The organism is Synechococcus sp. 8F6, assembly GCF_002252665.1.
In the GTDB taxonomy this organism is placed as follows: domain Bacteria; phylum Cyanobacteriota; class Cyanobacteriia; order PCC-6307; family Cyanobiaceae; genus Cyanobium_A.
Genome location: NZ_NQKZ01000017.1, coordinates 23,821 through 41,314 on the forward strand (window position 1 = coordinate 23,821; position 17,494 = coordinate 41,314).

Sequence of the window (17,494 nt, forward strand, 5' to 3'; positions counted from 1 at the left end):
CGTGCCCATCTCGGAGCCCAATTCTCCCGAGCGCTGGCTGGCCCACTGGCGGGAGCCCTATCTGCTGCTGATTGAGGCCAGCTGGCCTCAGTTTCTGCTGCTGGTCACCGCGGCCTATGTGCTGATCCATCTGCTGTTTGCGGCCCTTTACCTGCTTGACCCGACGGGGATCGGGGGCCTGTCCGGCGGCATGGCTCTGCCGCTTCAGGCTTTTTTCTTCTCCGTGGAGACCATGGCCACGATCGGCTACGGGGTGATCTACCCCCTCAGCCACTGGGTGCATGTGGTGATGACCCTGGAAGCGCTGGCCGGGCTGATCCTGGTGGCCCTGATCACCGGCCTCTCCTTTGCCCGTTTCTCGCGGATGCCCCACTGCATCCGCTTCGCTGAGACGGTGCAGGTTGTCTCGGTGGAGGGCACTCCGGCCCTGCTGATCGGCCTGAACAGCAAGCGCCGCAACACGATCCTGGATGTCAGGGTTCAGGCTGTCTGGAAGCACGCCGGTGCCGGGGGGCTCACCGAGTACGAGCCGTTGCCGCTGCAGCTCCCCGATGGCCTGCCCCTGCAGGAGCAGCTCACCCTCGTCCACCGGTTGGATCCGCAGCGGCCGTTGCAGGGGCTAGAGGGCGCCTTGCTGATCAGCTTCAGCGGCGTGGACGCCACCCTGGAGCGCCCGTTCCATGCGGCCCATCTGTATGACGCCAGCCAGATTCTCTGGCGTGAGCTGCCCCCTACTCCCCTTGCCAGCCCTGCTCCCAGCCCTTGATCATCCCGTAGATCACTGGCACCACGAACAGGCTCAGCACGGTGGCCACCAGCAGTCCGAAGAACACCACTGTGCCGATGCTCACCCGGCTGCCGGAGCCGAAGCCGCTGGCCAGCAGCAGGGGCAGGAAGCCCGCCAGCGAGGAGACGGCTGTGAGCAGGATCGGCCGCAGGCGGGCGGTGGCCGCACCCCGGATCGCCGTGTCCAAATCGAGGCCTTCCGCCATGCGCTGGTTGGCGAATTCCACAATCAGGATGCCGTTCTTGGCGGCCAGGCTCACCAGGACCAGCAGGCCCATCTGGCCATACACGTCGAGCGGCAGGCCGCGCAGCATCAGGCCGCCGATGGCCCCCAGCATCGCCAGGGGCACCGTCACCAAGATGATGAAGGGATCGGCAACGTTGCCGTAGAGGGCCGCCAGCACCAGCACCATCACCACGATCGCCAGGGCGAACACGCGCATGTTGCCGCCGCCCGCCTTCGCTTCTTCCCGGGCCAGGCCCGCCCACTCCAGATCGGTGCCGCTGCCGCGTTGCCGCTGCACCTGCTCCAGGGTGGCCATGGCCTGGCCGCTGCTCACCCCCGGCCGGGGCAGGGCCCGGATGCTGATCGAGCGCACCAGCCGGGTGTGGTTGATCGAGGTGGGGCCGCTGCCCGGCTCGATGCGCACCAGCTGGGCCAGGGGAATCAGCAGCCCCTCGCGGTTTTTCACCTGCAGAGCCAACACATCCTCGGCGCTGCGCCGCGCCTGGCCATCCAGTTGTACGATCACCTTGCGCACCTGATCGCTCTCGAAGCTGTCGTTGACGTAGTCGCTGCCGAAGCTGGCGCCGAGGGTGTCGACCACGGTGCTCAGATCCACGCCGAGGGAGGCCATCTGCAGGCGGTCGGGCACCAGTTGCACCAGGGGGGCTCCGGCGCTGAAGCGGGTGGACACCCGCTCAAAGCGGTTGGTGGCTCGGACGTCGCGGATGAAGGTCTGGGCCTGCTGCTCAAAATCCGAGAGGCTGAGTTGGCCGTTGCTGCTGTCGAGCAGTTCGAGCTCCAGCCCCCCTTCGGCGCTGAAGCCCCGCACAGATGGGGCCTCGCTGAGTTGCACCACGGCACTGCTGATGCGGCGACGCAACTCGCCATCGAGCCGGCGTGCTACAGCCCGTGTAGAGGCCTCAGGACCCCGGCGTTGCTCGATTGGCGCCAGGCGCACGAAGAAGCTGCCTTTGTTGGGGCTGCTGTCGCCGAAGGAGCGCCCTGCATAGAAATTGGCGCGGGTGATCAGGGGCTCAGCGGCCACCACCTGGCGCACCTGGTCGAGCACCCGCTGGGTCTGCTGCAGCCCCAGGCCGTCGGCCAGGATCACGACCCCCCGCAGCTGACCGTTGTCTTCCTGGGGGATGAAGGCCTTGGGCACGGTCTGCAGGGCGCCGCCGGTGAGCAACAGACCCGCCAGCAGCAGGGCTACCACCAGGCGCCGGCGTGCCATTGCCCAGTTCAGCCAGCGGCCATAGGGGGTTTCCAGGCTTTCGAGCCAGCGGCGGGGTGGATCGATCCAGCGCAGCAACCAGGCCGGTTCCCGTTGCTGCGGGCCCAGCAGCCGACTGCCGGCCACCGGGGTGAAGCTGAGGGCGTTGAGGGTGGAGAAGGCGATGGCGCCGCTGATCGTGATCGCGATCGGGGCATAGAGCCGGCCGAGGCTGCCGCCAAGCCCCAGCACCGGGATGAACACCACCACCAGCACCAGTGAGGTGGCCACCACGGCGCCGCCCAGTTCGGCCATGGCTTCTCGGGCGGCCTGCAACGGCGGCTTGCCGGCCTCCAGCCGTCGGCCGATGTCCTCACTCACCACGATGGCGTCGTCGACTACCAGGCCTGTGGCCAGCACGAGACCAAACAAGGTGAGGGTGTTGAGCGATTGGCCCGCCAGTTTCAGCACGCTCAGCGAGCCGATCAGGGCCACGGGCACCGCTGCGGCGGTGATCAGGGCGAGCCGGCTGTTGCCCAATCCGAGCAGCAGCACCACAAACACCAGCACCACTGCATCGCGCAGGCTGTTGAGGGTGCCCTGGATGCTGCCGCGCACGAAGTCGGCCTCATCCACGATCAGCTGCTGATCAACCCCCGGCGGAAACTGGGGCGCCAGCTCCTCGAGGCCGGCATTCACCGCCTCGCTGACGGCAATCGCATTGCTGCCATCGCGCTGGTAGATCACCACGGCCACCGTGGGCCTGCCCTGGAGGTTGGTGGCGATGGTGTCGTAGGTCTCGCTGCCCAGGCTCACCCGGCCCACATCGCGCAGCAGGGTGACCCCCCCGTTGGCGCTGCGGGCCACCACCAGCTGTTCAAACTCCGCCGTGCTGCGCAGGCGTCCCTCCATCCGTAGGGGCAGGGTGATCTCCTGGCCGGTCGGGGCTGGTGCCTCTCCGGTCTGGCCCAGGGCCGCCAGCACGTTCTGCTGCTGGAGGGCCGTGCGCACCTCGGCAATCGTCAGGCCCCGCTCCTCCAGTCGCGCCGGGTCGAGCCAGAGGCGGAAGGCCAGGCTGTTGCCGCCGGAGAGGGTGACGTTCCCCACCCCAGGCACCCGCTGCAGCCGCTCCTTAACCACCTGGTCAAGCCAGCCGCTCAGGAAGGTGTCGCTGTAGAGGGTCGGATCGGCACTGAAGCTCAGCACCATCAGCAGGTCGTCGGAGCTGCGCCGCACCTGCACCCCGAAGCGGGCCACCTGCGCCGGCAGTTGGCGGGTCACCACTGCCGCTTCGTTCTGGGTGTTGATCTGGTTGAGTTCGGGGTCGCCGCCCTCAAAGCCCAGGGTGATGGAGCTGCCGTTGGCGGAGCTGGTGGAGCGGATGCTGTCGAGCCGCTCCAGTCCGTTGAATTGCTTCTCGAGCAGGGCGGTCACGCCCTGTTCCACCACCTCCGGCCCGGCGCCTGGATAGTTGGCCCGCACCGTCACCCGCCCGGGCGCAATCGGCGGCAGGTTTTCCACCTGCAGGGCGGGCAGGCTCACCAAGCCACCCAGCAGCACCAGCAGGCTCACCACCAGGGTGAGCACGGGCCGGCGCAGAAAGGGATCGGAGATCGATTTCATCGGCGCCGCAGCGAGCGTGCTGGCGAATCAGGCGAATGAATTAGCCCAGATCGCGTTTCAGCACCACACAGAGGTAATCGGGTGCTTTGTAGCGGCTCGGTAGGCAGATGTGCAGTTGCTCGAGGCGGCTCCAGCACACCGTGCGTTGAATGGCGGCCACGGTTTTGCCCTCCTTGAGCAGCAGCCGCAGCGCCTTGCAGTAGAGCGAATAATTGGCTTCGAGTTCCCCGATGGTGAGTCCCTGGCTACTGCTCATCTCACGGGTTGCGTCCAGGAGTGGCAAAGACGCTTTCTCACCTTACGGCGCGCTGGAACGGCCGTTGTCGCCGTGGCCCGAGCCCAGGACGGCCGCCTGGGCATCGCTCAGCCGGCCGGCACGATGCAGCACCCCGGTGATCTGCTCGATGGCCAGCACGGCATGGCAGCGATAACCGGCCGCCGCCAGGCGCTCCCGGGCTTGGCGATCGTGGTCGCCGCCGTGGTCGCCGCCGTGGTCGCCGCCGTGGTCGATGAACACCACCACGTCTTCCACCACCAGGCCCGAGCTCTCGAGCTTGGCGATGCCCTCCAGCACGCTGCCGCCGGTGATCAGGATGTCGTCGACCACCACCACCCGGTCGCCCTCTTCGAAATCCCCTTCGATCAGGCGGCGGGCCCCATGGGCTTTCACCTCCTTGCGGGGGTAGATCAGGGGCTTGTGCAGTTGCAGCGACAGGCCGGTGGCGGTGGGCAGGGAGCCATAGGGGATGCCGGCGATGCGGTCGAAGTCGAGTTCTTGCAACAGCCCGGCGTAGGCGTGCAACACCCGGTGAAACAGGTTGGGGTCGGAGATGATCTGGCGCAGGTCGACGTAGTAATTGAAAACGGCTCCTGAGGCCTGCACGTAGTCGCCAAACAACAGGCAGCCGATGTCGAACAGGTCGACGATCAGGCTTTCGAGCGGATCGCTGCTGTTGGGCAACCACAGTGCGCAGGTGCTGGACTCGCTTTGCGCGCGGCTCTCCAGCCAACGCTCCCGCCGGGCCGTGATCTGGTGTTTGAGGGCCTCGGCACGGGGGGCAATGTCGTCTTCGACCAGCAGGTTTTGGGGCAGGGGCAGCAGCAGCCCGTCACTGGCCGCGGTGAAGCCCGCTTCGAGCATGGCCTCGAGCTTTTCCTCCTCCCCCCAGAGGCTGCGCAGGATCAGGAAGCGCTCCGGGGCTTCGGCGCGCACCCGCGCCAGAATCTCCGGATCGCTGGTGCCCACTTCCAGCAGCAGCTGGTCGGGGGTGGCCCAGAGCTGGGTTTCGCGCACGATCCGCACATAAAGCGGCTCGGTTTCATTGGGGTGGTGCTGGATCACCCGAGCTGCCTGGTTGGAGCTGTGGCAGGTCATCACCACGGCCTTGCCCGGGTAGAGCAGGAAGGGGGCGGCGATGTCCTGTCCGGCCAGGGGCGACAGGGTGACCGCATCGGCCCCGAGCTCCTTGAACAAATAATGGGCCAGGGCGGAGGAGGAGTTGAGATCGCCGTGCTTGGCATCGACGATCAGGGGGAGATCGCGGGGCACCAGGTCGCGCACCTCAAGCAGCAGCTCCAGGCCTACCGGCCCGAGGGCCTGGTAGAAGCCGAGGCTGGGTTTGTAGGCGCACACGTGGGGTGCGGTGGCCTCGATCACCGCCTTGATCCAGTGGCGAGCCTGGCTGAGGAAGGAGCGTCCGGCCAGTCCGCGGCGGGCGGCCCAGCTCTGCAGCATCTCCGGGTTGGGGTCCAGTCCTGTCACCAGTAGCGACTGGCGATCGGCGATGGCGTCGGTGAGTTGAACGAAGAAGCCCATCGCCCGCAGGCTGCCTGGGCCTGTTGCTAAGCCAGCCGACAGCCCTGGCGCGGGCTGGTGACACAGCTCGTTGTAAACCCGGAGCCGGGTTAGGTGGCGGCAGCCACGCACAGGCGCGCCATCAGCCCTTCCTCATCGGCGGGCACCCGCAGCCAGCGCACGGCCGGCAACCAGCCCAGGGCCTCCTCCAGTTCGGTGGCTAGAGCTTGATCGTGCTCGCCGATGCCGCCGGTGAGGGCGATCGCATCCACGCCCCCGAGGCTGGCTGCCATGGCTCCGATCCCCTGCAGCAGGCGGTGGCGAAACACCGCGATCGCCAGCTGGGCTCCAGCGTGTTGCTCCGCGGCCCGCAGCCGCAGCTCCCTCATGTCGCCGCTCAGCTCGGAGAGCCCCAGCAGGCCGCTGTGGTGGTTCAAAGTGTCATCGAGCTCGCTTGCGCTCACCCCCTGGCGCAACAGGTGCAGCAGCAGGCCGGGATCGACGCTGCCGCTGCGGCTGGCCATCACCAAGCCCTCCAGCGGCGTGAAGCCCATGGTGGTGTCGACACTGCGCGGCGGGCCATCGGGGGGGATGCGGATGGCACAGAGCGAGCAGCCGGCGCCGAGGTGGCAGCTGATCAGGCGGTGCACGGCAGGTTCGCAGGCCGCCACCGTTTCGGCCACGTGCTGGTGGTTGAGGCCGTGAAAGCCGTAACGGCGCAGGCCCTGCTGGCGCCAGTGCGCCGGAATGGCATAGGTGGACGCGGCCTCGCCCAGGCTGGCGTGAAAGGCGGTGTCGAAGCAGGCCCATTGCTGGATGTCCTGGGGCGCCAGCCGGCCCTGCAGCCACTGGATGGCCTCCAGGGCCGGGCCGTTGTGGAGCGGGGCCAGGGGCACCAGGGTGGCCAGCTCCGTCAGCACCTCCGCTGTGAGCGGTGTGGGGGCGATGAAGCGGGAGCCACCGTGCACGAGCCGGTGCACCACCAGCTCCGGGGGCGGGCTGGCTTCGGCCAGCCATGGGGCTAGCCACGTCTCCAGCAGGGCGGGGAGATCCTGGCTCCAGCTGCGTTGCTGCTGCCAGAGCCGCCGCCCGCTGGCAACACAAAGCGCCAGCTTGACGCTGGAGCTGCCCGTGTTCACCACCAGGATGGAATGGGGTGTCATGGCGGAAGGGACGAGGTCTTCACAGCAAGCGCCGGTTAGGTGCCGGTGCGCAGCCGCCAGGCCAGGGTTTCGCCCGCGTGGAAGGGCACCAGATTCACCGCGCTGCCGGCGGCGTCGTTGCAGTGCAGCCGGCTGGGCACCTCATGCGGCTGCCGCTCCAGGGTGATCATGCCTGCGTTGAGCGGCAGCCCATAAAACCGAGGCCCGAATTCGGAGGTGAAGGCTTCGAGTTTGTCCAGGGCCTTCTCCTGCTCAAACACAGCCGCATAGCTCTCCAGTGCAAACGGGGCGTTGAAGATGCCGGCGCAGCCGCAGGCCGATTCCTTGGCCTCGCGGCTGTGGGGGGCTGAATCGGTGCCGAGGAAAAATTTGGGATTGCCGGAGGTGGCTGCCCCCCGCAGGGCGATGCGATGCAGTTCGCGCTTGGCCACCGGCAGGCAATAGAAGTCGGGTCGCAGGCCACCGGCAAACATCGCGTTCCGATTGATGTGCAGGTGGTGGGGCGTGATCGTGGCCGCCAGGTTGGCTGGGCCGCTGCGCACAAAGTCGACCGAATCCATGGTGGTGATGTGCTCGAGCACCACCTTCAGGCCCAGGTGGCGCTGCAGCAGCGGTTCCAGCACCCGCTCGATGAACACCGCCTCGCGATCAAAGATGTCGATCTCAGCGTCGGTGACTTCGCCGTGGATCAGCAGCGGCATGCCGATGCGCTCCATCACTGCCAGCACCGGCTCAATGCGGGCGAACGCTGTGACGCCGGAATCGGAGTTTGTGGTGGCGCCGGCCGGATAGAGCTTGGCGGCCGCCCACACGCCCTCGGCAAAACCGCGCTCGATCTCCTGTGGATCAATGGTGTCGGTGAGGTAGGCCGTCATCAACGGCGTGAAGCCGCTGTGATCGGGCAGGGCGGCCCGGATGCGCTCCCGGTAGGCACTGGCCGCCGCCACCGTGGTGACCGGCGGCCGAAGGTTGGGCATCACGATCGCCCGGGAGAATTGGGCGGCCGTGGCCGGCGCCACCGCCTGCAGCATCGCCCCGTCGCGCAGGTGCACATGCCAGTCGTCGGGCTGGCGGATGGTGAGCTGCTGCAGGGGCTGCGGCACGGCGAGCGCACAGGGATTACCACCACCCTGGCAGGCCTGAAAGATTCACTGCAATCGGCTGGCGGTAGGCCTCCCGGCCATCTCGATCTGAACCACGTGCCGTCGACGCCCGCTACGGCCATGTGCTCACGGCTGTAGCGGGCCGACCAGAAAGAAGCGGTGTTCCAGGTCAGCGAGGGTGAGGCCAGCCGCGAGGAGGTGATCCCCTACGACCTGCTGCACGTGACCCCGCCGATGGGGCCGCCCCTGTGGTGGTGGCCAACCTGCTGGCCCACCTAGCCGTGCAGGCGCCGCCCCTCACGCAGCACTTCAGAGGGGCGGATGCCGAAAACGCCGTGGAAGTCGCGACTGAACGCCGAGAGGTTGCGGAAACCGAGTTTGGACGAGATGCCGGCGACGGTGTCGCTGGCCGCGGGGTTGAGCAGGTGTTGGCGAGCCAGCTCCAGACGCTGGCGGCGGACCCACTGGATCGGCCCGCAGCCGAAGCGCTGGCTAAAGGCCAGCTGCAGGTTGCGCCGTGAGTAGCCGCTGCGCTGCTCCAGCTCGGTGAGGCTGATGGGGCTGTGCAGATTGGCCTGAATCCACTCCAGCAGCTCCTTGAAGATCAGCTGGCGCGACAGCCCTTCGCGCTGGTGGCGGGTTTGTTGGTCGGCGTCGGCGAGCTTGGAGCAGAGGGCCAGGGCCAGGATGCGATAGATGAGGTCGTCAATCTGAAGCGTCGCCAGGTCTCCTCGGTTCTCCAGTTCGGGTGCGTCCACCAGGGCAAAGGCCCGCCGCAGGGTGAGGAGCAGCTCGGCTTGCCGCTTCTCGGTCATGGCGAGCACTTGGGGCCGCTGCAGATCCGGGGCGAAGCGGCGGCCGGAGAGGCCGACACCTCCAATGGTGGCGGCTGTGTTCTGCAGCCTTTGTAGGTCTACATGCAGCACCAATCCGTTGTAGTGGTCGGTGGCGTAGCGGTATTCGAGGCCTGGATTGAAGTAGAGGGGCGCTTCGCCATGGATGCTGTAGCTGCGGCCGTCCACCTCGTAGTTCGCGGCCCCCGGGTAGCAGATGTTGATGGCGCTGATCCCGGGGTTTTCACCGATCGCTCCGATGATCGGAGAGGTGTACCCCGAGGTGAGGCTCAGCTCGCCAACGTTGGCAGTGCTGGCCCGATGCAGGAATGGACTGGACTCGGAGAGGCGGGGGGCAAACTCGAGCACCCTGAAGTGCTGGTTGAGTTTGTTGGCCAAACCCTGGGGATCCCGATCCACAACTGCTTGGTGGTTGTGGAAGCCCAGGGGTAGGTGGGCAACAGGATCCAAGCCAGCCTTTCAGCGGTGGTCAGATTTTAAGAGTGATCGACAGGACGGCCATTCGCCGAGGTCACTCGTCATACGCCGAGGTCCGGCATTGATACGCAATGCCGGGAGCTCTGGCCCTACTCCCCTTTCTGGGACTTCAGCAACGCGTCCTTGCTGTCCTTGAGTTCCTTCCAGATGTTGCGGATCTGGGCGTAGGCCTGCTCCTGGCTCACCTTGCCATTGCTCTGCAGCCCCACCACCAGTCCCACCCGCTCGGCGAAAGACTCAAGGTTTTGGTGAAACATCAAACGCTGGGGTGTCCAGTCCGGTCCGCGGTACGGCGAATGGGGCTCCATGGGTGAGCGCACACCGGTGGGCTCGGCATCCGACTCGGGAGGTGTGGGACGCGATCCCGCAGTGGCCACAGGGGTCCAGCGAACTTTTTCAGCTTAGAAGCCAGGGTTTAAGAGGTGGTGAAGGCTTGGCCTTGTGTTGCCGGGAGCACTGGCGCGTTTCTGGTGGTGGCTGCACCATTTCACTCCCGAGGCGACGCCATGCCATGGATCATTCTTCCCAGGGTTGGTGGCCCCAGGTGTTGCTCTGCCTGCTGATCCAGGCCAGCATCGTGGGTGGCGGCCAGGTGCTGAACCGCTGGCTGGCCCCTGTTCCCACTCCGCCGTGCTGCGCCCCACCCCTGGTGCACTGAACTCCCATCTGCTGGAGGAGCGCCCCGCCAATCTGCCGGCCCATCTCTACGTTTCTGGGGGGCGCCACCGAAGCTGCTTCAGTGCCGTGCTGTTTGAGCCCGAAGGGCCGCGGTTGCTGCAGCTCCAGTCGCCCCAAGAGCTCGAGCCGGTGCAGCGGCTCGGCTATCCCCTCTGGCTGCGGGTGATGGGCTTGGGCGATCCCCGGCTGGTTGAGGCGATGCTCGACACCCTGCAGGTGCCTCCCATGCTGCTGCCGCCGTTGCTCGAGGTTCCGCAGCGCTCGCGGGTGGATGGGCTCGGCGAAGCGGTGATCGTGGTGCTGCACCGACTCAGTTTTGCCCGCGATCCCCTGCATCTGCTGAGTGCCCAGGTGGGGTTGCTGCTGATGCCCAACCTGCTGGTCACCTTTGAGGAGGCACCGGCGGGTGAGTCGTTTCCGGAGCTCACCGCCTGGTTGGAATCGCAGGCGGGGGCTGTGGAACACCGCGACCTCGACGACATCCTCCATTTCCTGGTGGATGAATTGCTCGATGCTCTGTTTCCGATGCTGGAGCAGATCGCCAACCGCCTTGATGATCTGGAGGAGGCAGCTCTGCGGGACCCCAAACCGAAGCTGCTGGCCAGAGCTTTCGTGCATCGCAGCAACCTGCGCACGATTCGCAACCAGGTGTGGCCCCTGCGCCATCAAATCCGGGTGCTGCTGCGCCAGGGGCAACAGCTGCTGGGCCCTGATGCGCTGGGGGGCTTTCAGGAAATGGCTGATCTGGTGGAGCTGTTGTTTGAAAACTGTGAGTTGTTGCGCCATCAGTGCGATGCCATTACCCAGGCCTATGCCGCCAGCGTGGGCAATCGCATGAACCAGGTGATGAAAACCCTCACCATTCTCACCAGTATTTTTGCGCCGCTCACCTTCATCGGTGGGATCTATGGCATGAATTTCGCCAACATGCCTGAGCTCAATTGGCGCTATGGCTATCTCTACGCTCTGCTGTTGATGGCGATTGTGGCTTTGATTCAGTCCTATTGGTTGTGGCGCCGTGGCTGGTTTCAGGATTGGACGGCGCCGCGCTGACGCATCGGGTCCGGAAGCACAACCTGGCCTTAACCGCCTAGGAGCTCGAGATCGCCCAGAGTTCTGTCGCGGATGTGACCGTCATGCACCCCCTCCTGCGCCTCGCCTGGCTTGCCCCGATGCTGCCCCTCCTGCCAGAGGCGGCTCTGGCGGCGCCTGATCCGGTTCGCATTGGCGGCTCGAGCACAGTGTTTCCGGTGCTGCAGGCGGCGATTGCGGCTTACCAGAAGGGGGGAGCCAACCGCCAGGTTCGCTTCGAGCTCAAGGAAACGGGCACCTCGGCGGGATTCCGGCAGTTCTGCAGCGGCCAGTTGCCCTTGGCCAATGCCTCCCGTCCGATCAATGCCAAGGAGCTCAAGGCCTGTGCGGCCAAGGGCGTGACCTTTCTGGAGCTGCCGATCGGCTTTGATGCGATCACGGTGGTGGTGAACCCTGCGAACACCTGGGCGTCCAGCATCACCATTCGGGAGCTGGCGCGGCTCTGGAATCAACGGGCAACGGGATCGGTGAAAACCTGGAGCCAGGTCAATCTGGATTGGCCCAACCAGCCGATTCGACTCTGCGGCCCTGGCAAGGATTCCGGCACCTATGATTATTTCAATAAGGCCATCAATGGAGGCGAGCGCAATTCCAGGTCAGACTATTTTGCCAGTGAAAATGACAATGATCTGGTTGCTTGTGTGGCCAAGAACTCAGATGCACTGGGTTATTTTGGTTTTGCCTACTACCAGTCCAATGCCAAGCGTCTGAAGCCCCTGAGCGTCGTGGGCAAAAAGGGTGCTGCGATGCCATCGTTGGCGTCGGTTCAGAAAGAACTCTATCTGCCCCTGTCGAGGCCTTTGTTTCTCTACGTCAACGACAAAGCCCTGCGGCAGCGCCTTGAACTCCAGAAATTTGTGACGTATACCGTGAAGAATGGGCTCAAGCTGGTGAAGCAGGCTGGCTACATCCCGATGCCCACCCGAACCTACTTGCTGGTTGAAAGCAAGCTGTATCGGCATGTGACCGGCACGGCTTTTGGCGGCAATCTGCCTGTGGGCCTGACCACGGGTCAGGCGTTGCAGCGGAGTTTGGAGAGCATCAAGAAACCGGAATTCCGCTGAGCTCTGCATGGCATTCCCAACCCGCTCCCAGCCCCTGAGCAATGGCAGCTTCGCCAGGGAGCTGTTGCACAAACACGTGGCCAAACTGGTGGAGCTGCAGGCACCGGTGTCTGAGGGCAAGGGCACCGAACCGTTGCATCAGATGCGGGTGACCATGCGTCGCCTACGCACCACGTTGCTCCAGTTTGAGCCGGCCCTGCAGTTGCCCCCGGCCATCAACGACCAGCGCCTGGCCAAATGGGTGCGGCACCTGGGCATGGCACGGGATCTCGATGTATTGCGTGAGCGCCTGGAAGATGGTTTCTTGCCCCAACTGCCGCAGGCCGAGGTGAAGGCCCTGCGGCCGGTGATCAAGCAACTACGGCGCGAGCGCCAGCTGGCCTACGGCCATGTGGTGGAAGTGCTGCAGAGCCGCTCCTATCTGGAGGGCCTGGCCCAGTTGCAGGGCTGGTTAAAGCAGCCAGAATTTTCGCGGTTGGGGGAGCAGCCGATTCGGGAGTGGCTGCTCGAATGGCAGGGCCCCAGCCTGGCCAGCTTGTTTCTGCATCCGGGCTGGCAGGTTTCCAGCGCGGCCGGCGAGGTGGAGGTGCTGCACGAGCTGCGGCGGCAGATCAAGCAAGCGCGCTACCGCCTCGAGAATCTCTCCGAGCTTGCGGGTGGCCACACCGTGCCCTGGATCGGCCGCTTCAAGCAGGGCCAGGAGCTGCTGGGTGAATTCAACGATCTGCAGGTGCTGCAGCGCGCCATCAGCGATCAAGTGCCGGGGCGGTTGGAGCAGGCGCTGCCCCAGCTGGAGTGGCTCCTGGTGCAGCATCAACGCCATTGCTGGGAGCAGTGGCGCGAGCTGGTGATCGAGGTGCTGCCCACTCGGCAACGGCGCCGCCTTTGGCAGGCGTTGTCGTCCAGGTCACTGACATGCAGCCCTTGGAATTGGGTGAAGGTGGGATTAAGGCGGGCAGCTGCCCGGTTCGGCTAAGGGTGGGTTGTTCACAGTTGCTTTGCCCACGCCATGCTCAGTCCCAACTGTTTTTGGATGATGGGTGATGAGCGCCTGGCCGACCTGGGAGCCTTGCTGGTGTTTCGGCATTGGTTGCGTCAGCAACTCGAAGAACTCGCTGCTGAGAGCGACGCCACGATTCCTGAGCAGGAGCCAGGCGCTTCTTCGGAATCCTATGGCCGGTTGTTTTTTTAAGCTGCGGCACAACTGCATCTCATCTGCTGGTTTGCATGTGTTCTGCAACACAACCCTGATGTAGTGCACGTGCTCGTTTCATGCATTGGCCCTCGATAGATTGCGGCCGACTTCCTTTGTGAAGTCATCCCTATCGGTGTGAGGACCCGATGAATCTTTCCAAAAAGCTGCTGCTGGCTCTGGCTGGCACCAGCCTTGCGGCCCCGATGGCTGCTTCCGCCCAAGAGCTGGCTTCGTTGAGCGGCGCTGCCGCCATCAACGAGTACATGCAACAGCAAGATGTGGATCGCTTCCGCGCCTGGGAATCCAAAAACCAGGTCACCAGCGTCAACCAGTTTTCTGATGTTCAGCCCACCGACTGGGCCTATCAGGCCCTGAGCAACCTGGTGGAGAAGTACGGCTGCGTCGCCGGCTACCCCAACGGCACCTACAAGGGCGGCAACGCCATGACCCGCTTCGAAGCGGCTGCCCTGCTGAATGCCTGCCTGGATCGCGTCACTGAGGTGACCGACGAGCTGCAGCGCCTGATGGATGAGTTCAAGACTGAGCTCGCAGCGCTTACCGGCCGCGTGGATGGCCTCGAGAAGAAAGTGGGCAAGCTGGAAGCTCAGCAGTTCTCCACCACCACCAAGCTGCGTGGTGAAGCCAGCTTCGTTATTGGTGGTCTGCCTAACAACAATGCAACAGCGTCAGGAGCAAGACGTAATAAAACGACATTCAACTACGATTACCGCCTGAGCTTCGACACCAGCTATACCGGTAAGGATTTGCTTCGGGGTCGCCTGCGCAGCGGCAATTTCACCGCGCCCTTTGGCTCCAGCAGCAACATTTTCAACCTTGACAAGGCCACTAGTACTAATAAAGATGTAGTGATTGACCGTCTTTACTACACCTTCCCGGTGGGTAATGAGGTCAAGCTGACAGCAGGTGCTCTGGTTCGCAACACCGAACTACTGTCCTTCCGCCCATCGGTTTACAATTCTGGTCTGCTCGACTTCTTTGGCTTGTCGGGTGCTACTGGTACCTACAACAAGGCTACTGGCGCTGGCTTTGGCTTCCAGTGGAAGCAGAAAGTGAAGAAGGGAGATCCCTACGCCACCTTTGACGCCAGCTACATCGCTGGCGGTAAGACGTTTCACGACTCATCAGTCGGCGCTTTCAATGAGGATTCCGGAATCAGCGTGCTGACACAGCTGGGTTTCCGCGGACAGAACTGGGGCACCGCCATCGCCTACCGCTATGGCGGTGCATTTTCTCAAGTGGGGCGCGACGGCAACTTGGCTTCGGACTTGGGCACGCTATCAACCGGTCAAACCTCTAACAGCGTCTCGATTGGTGCATTCTGGCAGCCCACTGATGCCAGCTGGATGCCCTCCATCTCCGCTGGCTATGGCTTCTCTAATGTGAGTGGGGCAGTCAGCACCTCCATTCCCAATCAAGGCAACATCCAGTCCTGGATGGTTGGCTTCCAGTGGAAGGATGTCTTCCAGAAGGGTAACAATGCAGGTTTTGCCTTTGGCCAAGCCCCCTTTGCTAGCAACGCAACTGCGGCGAATTCTTCTGAAAGCTTCCTGTGGGAGTTCTTCTACAAGTATCAAGTTACTGACAAGATCTCGATTACCCCTGGCATCTTCTACGCTTCCAGCTATCAAGCTGCTGGTGGCGACAGCACCTGGGGTGGCGTGATTCAGACCACCTTCCGCTTCTGATCTCCAGAACGGCATATTCACTCCTCACGTAGTCCTCACCTGCTTTATCACACACGCCTCTAGCCCCCCAGCAATGGGGGGCTTTTTATTAGAGGCATAGGCGGATGTCGGGTTCGGTCGGGGAAATATAAGCCCCTTAATTGCCAACCTTGACCGCCCCTTAACCATGGCATAACGACACTAGGATCAGCCCCTTGCTAATAAGGGTCTGACCCTAAAAGTCTTTTCCATGACCTTCGCCAAGAAGGCCTTTATCTTTGGCACCACGGCCGCGATTGCTGCCGGTGCCACAAGCTTCGCCATCCCCGCGTTAGCCCAGGCCACCATCAGTGGAGCTGGTGCCAGCTTTCCGAATGCCATCTACCAGCGCTGGGCTGTGGAGTATGCCCGTGAGAAAAATGCCAAAGTGAACTATCAGTCGGTGGGTTCGGGCGCCGGTGTGCGTCAGTACCTGGCTGGCACCGTTGACTTTGGTGGTACTGACGAAGAACTGAAAGCTGCTGATTTCACCAAGGGATCAGCTGGTTCCCGCGGCGTTGTGCAGATCCCCATGGTGGGTGGCACGGTGACCCCGGCCTACAACAACCCCAGCTGCCAGAATCTCAAGCTCACCCAGCAGCAGGTGGCCGATATCTTCCTCGGCAAGATCACCACCTGGGAGCAGCTGAAGTGCGGCAAGGGCAAGATCACCACGGCTCACCGCTCCGACGGTTCGGGCACCACCTACGTATTCACCAACTCCCTGTCTTGCTTCTCCAATGAATGGAAGAGCAAGGTGGGTAAGGGCAAGGCGGTGAAGTGGCCCGTGGGAGTGGGCGGCAAGGGCAACGAGGGCGTGGCCGGCGTGATCGGCAACACCCCAGGCTCGATCGGTTACCTCAACCAGGCCTATGTGAAGGGCAGGATCAAGGCGGCTGCCGTTCAGAACAAGGCCGGCAGGTTTGTGATGGCCAACGATGCCACCGGAGCCGTGGCTCTGAACGGCATCAGGCTTAATGCCAACCTCGGCGGTGAAGAGTGCAACCCCGCTGGTGCTAACGCCTTCCCGATTGCCTCCTTCACCTGGATCCTGGCTTACCAGAAGGGCAACGGCGCCAAGGCTAGTGCTATCCGCAACTACCTGCTCTGGGCCCTCTCGCCCAAAGCCCAGAAGATGGCAGCCGAGCTCGATTACGTTCCCCTCAAGGGTGATGTGCTCAAGCGCGCCAAGGCCGCTGTGGCCAAGATCGGCCAGTGAGTTGCGTGATTGAACGCAGCATCTTCAGGGGCCTTCGGGCCCCTTTTTTGTTGCGCGTCTGCGCCGACTGAACTTCAGCGGGCTTCCAGCTGTGGATCGTCCGGCCGCAACACCCGATCGGCCACCAGGCTGCTGAGCCACGCCCCCAAGGGTGCTGTGGTGAGGATGCTGAGCACGGCTACCGCCAAGATGATCTCCCCGGGGCCGCTGGGCAGACCTGCGGCCTGCATCGCCAGCAGCGGCATCGCTCCGATCGCCGCCTGCACCGTGGCCTTCGGGATGTAGGCCACCGTCACAAAGAGCCGTTCGCCTGCGCTGAACCCACTGCCCGCCAGACAGGCCAGCACGGCCGCGCAGCGTGTCACCAGTCCGATGGCCAGCACCGCCAGACCCGCCAGGCCGCTGTGCCAGGCCACATTCAGATCCACCTGGACCCCCACCAGGGTGAACAGCACCAGCTCGGCAAACACCCAGATCGAAGCCAACTTGGTGGCGATCGGCTGCGCCAACTGGGGCCGCAGCTCCAGCAGCAGCACCCCTAGAGCGAGCGCGGCCACCAGGCCGGTGAAGGGCACCAGCCCCTGGATGCTGTCCTGCAGCCGCAGCAGCAGTAGCGCGAGGGCCAGGATCAACAGCACCTGACGGTTCACCTGGGGCCCAAAGCGCTCGATCCAACGCAGCAGCATCAGGCCCAGCCCCGCGCCTGCGGCGGCTCCGAGCAGCAGCCCCAGGGGTAGCCCGGCCAACTGGCTCCACGGCAGCTGCAGCCCAGGGCTGCTGGCCTGTTGCACCAGCAGGCCCAGCAGCATTCCATTCACCACGATTACGGCGATGTCATCGAGGGAGGCTGCCGCCATCACCAGTTGGGGGATGGCCTTGGCGGTGCCCCGTTTCTCCTCGATCAACCGCAGCATCAGCGGCACCACCACGGCGGGCGAAACCGCCGCAATCACCGAGCCCAGCAGGGCCGCCTCCAACGAGCCCAGCCCCAGGAGGGGCTGGGCCACCAGGGTGATCGTGAACCCCTCCACCGCTGCCGGAATCCAGGCCAGCAGCAGCACCCGCCGGCCCACCTGCTGAAGTGTGCGCAGGTTGAGGCCCAAGCCCACCCGCAGCAGGATCACCACCAGCGCCATCTGGCGCAGCTCGCCGCTGAGGGCCAGCAGCTTGGGATCGAGCAGCCCCTGTCTGCCGACAATGAAGTTGGCCGGTCGGCGACAAGCTCGTTGGCCGGTGGGGTGAGTGCTGGAGAGCCTGGTGCCGATGCGCAGGGACCAGGGGA

Annotated in this window: 16 protein-coding genes; 8 read left to right on the plus strand and 8 right to left on the minus strand. The window is 64.3% G+C overall.

Translation table 11 applies throughout. The features are described from left to right. Position 1 precedes the first annotated feature (1 nt). On the plus strand, positions 2 to 766 hold the full coding sequence (locus CJZ78_RS11160) for an ion channel (RefSeq protein ID WP_158217074.1): 765 nt from the start codon (positions 2 to 4) through the stop codon (positions 764 to 766). Here CJZ78_RS11160 and CJZ78_RS11165 read toward each other — a convergent pair. From CJZ78_RS11165 to CJZ78_RS11195, 7 genes are all read right to left on the minus strand, one after another. Continuing rightward, positions 732 to 3,848, minus strand: a complete 3,117-nt coding sequence (locus CJZ78_RS11165) for an efflux RND transporter permease subunit (RefSeq protein ID WP_094561402.1) — start codon at positions 3,846 to 3,848, stop codon at positions 732 to 734. The genes CJZ78_RS11160 and CJZ78_RS11165 overlap by 35 nt on opposite strands. 40 nt (positions 3,849 to 3,888) lie before the next feature. Further along, positions 3,889 to 4,104, minus strand: coding sequence for a DUF3136 domain-containing protein (locus CJZ78_RS11170; RefSeq protein ID WP_094561403.1), 216 nt, complete (start codon positions 4,102 to 4,104; stop codon positions 3,889 to 3,891). Positions 4,105 to 4,146: 42 nt separating this feature from the next. Next, the gene (locus tag CJZ78_RS11175) at positions 4,147 to 5,664 is read right to left on the minus strand and encodes a bifunctional orotidine-5'-phosphate decarboxylase/orotate phosphoribosyltransferase (protein ID WP_094561404.1); all 1,518 of its coding nucleotides are present in this window, start codon (positions 5,662 to 5,664) and stop codon (positions 4,147 to 4,149) included. 89 nt (positions 5,665 to 5,753) lie between these two features. Then, positions 5,754 to 6,806 (minus strand): acetate/propionate family kinase, encoded by a 1,053-nt coding sequence (locus tag CJZ78_RS11180; protein ID WP_094561405.1) that lies wholly within the window; start codon positions 6,804 to 6,806, stop codon positions 5,754 to 5,756. A gap of 35 nt (positions 6,807 to 6,841) precedes the next feature. Further along, positions 6,842 to 7,909 (minus strand): dihydroorotase, encoded by a 1,068-nt coding sequence (gene pyrC / locus CJZ78_RS11185; RefSeq protein ID WP_233128720.1) that lies wholly within the window; start codon positions 7,907 to 7,909, stop codon positions 6,842 to 6,844. 275 nt (positions 7,910 to 8,184) lie between these two features. Beyond that, complete coding sequence (locus CJZ78_RS11190) at positions 8,185 to 9,213, minus strand: helix-turn-helix domain-containing protein (RefSeq protein WP_094561406.1); 1,029 nt, start codon at positions 9,211 to 9,213, stop codon at positions 8,185 to 8,187. A 116-nt stretch (positions 9,214 to 9,329) separates the two neighbouring features. Further along, the gene (locus CJZ78_RS11195) at positions 9,330 to 9,548 is read right to left on the minus strand and encodes a hypothetical protein (RefSeq protein WP_094561407.1); all 219 of its coding nucleotides are present in this window, start codon (positions 9,546 to 9,548) and stop codon (positions 9,330 to 9,332) included. Positions 9,549 to 9,751: 203 nt separating this feature from the next. On the opposite strand from CJZ78_RS11195, the gene CJZ78_RS14075 reads away from it, so the two are divergent. From CJZ78_RS14075 to pstS, 7 genes are all read left to right on the plus strand, one after another. Further along, positions 9,752 to 9,898, plus strand: a complete 147-nt coding sequence (locus CJZ78_RS14075) for a hypothetical protein (RefSeq protein ID WP_158217075.1) — start codon at positions 9,752 to 9,754, stop codon at positions 9,896 to 9,898. Then, complete coding sequence (gene corA, locus CJZ78_RS11200) at positions 9,871 to 10,971, plus strand: magnesium/cobalt transporter CorA (protein ID WP_233128722.1); 1,101 nt, start codon at positions 9,871 to 9,873, stop codon at positions 10,969 to 10,971. The genes CJZ78_RS14075 and corA overlap by 28 nt, the downstream gene beginning before the upstream one ends. 83 nt (positions 10,972 to 11,054) lie before the next feature. Then, positions 11,055 to 12,074, plus strand: a complete 1,020-nt coding sequence (locus CJZ78_RS11205) for a PstS family phosphate ABC transporter substrate-binding protein (RefSeq protein ID WP_094561408.1) — start codon at positions 11,055 to 11,057, stop codon at positions 12,072 to 12,074. 7 nt (positions 12,075 to 12,081) lie between these two features. Further along, complete coding sequence (locus CJZ78_RS11210) at positions 12,082 to 13,050, plus strand: CHAD domain-containing protein (protein ID WP_094561409.1); 969 nt, start codon at positions 12,082 to 12,084, stop codon at positions 13,048 to 13,050. Positions 13,051 to 13,083: 33 nt separating this feature from the next. Further along, a complete protein-coding gene (locus tag CJZ78_RS11215; RefSeq protein ID WP_094561410.1) occupies positions 13,084 to 13,266 on the plus strand; it encodes a hypothetical protein in 183 nt (60 codons plus the stop codon). A 149-nt stretch (positions 13,267 to 13,415) separates the two neighbouring features. Next, positions 13,416 to 14,975 carry an iron uptake porin gene (locus CJZ78_RS11220; RefSeq protein WP_094561411.1) on the plus strand — a complete coding sequence of 520 codons (1,560 nt, stop codon included), beginning with the start codon at positions 13,416 to 13,418 and terminating at the stop codon, positions 14,973 to 14,975. 229 nt (positions 14,976 to 15,204) lie between these two features. Further along, positions 15,205 to 16,212 (plus strand): phosphate ABC transporter substrate-binding protein PstS, encoded by a 1,008-nt coding sequence (pstS, locus tag CJZ78_RS11225; protein ID WP_094561412.1) that lies wholly within the window; start codon positions 15,205 to 15,207, stop codon positions 16,210 to 16,212. A 74-nt stretch (positions 16,213 to 16,286) separates the two neighbouring features. Here pstS and CJZ78_RS11230 read toward each other — a convergent pair. Then, the coding region (locus CJZ78_RS11230; RefSeq protein ID WP_094561413.1) for a cation:proton antiporter at positions 16,287 to 17,494 on the minus strand (1,208 nt) is incomplete at its 5' end.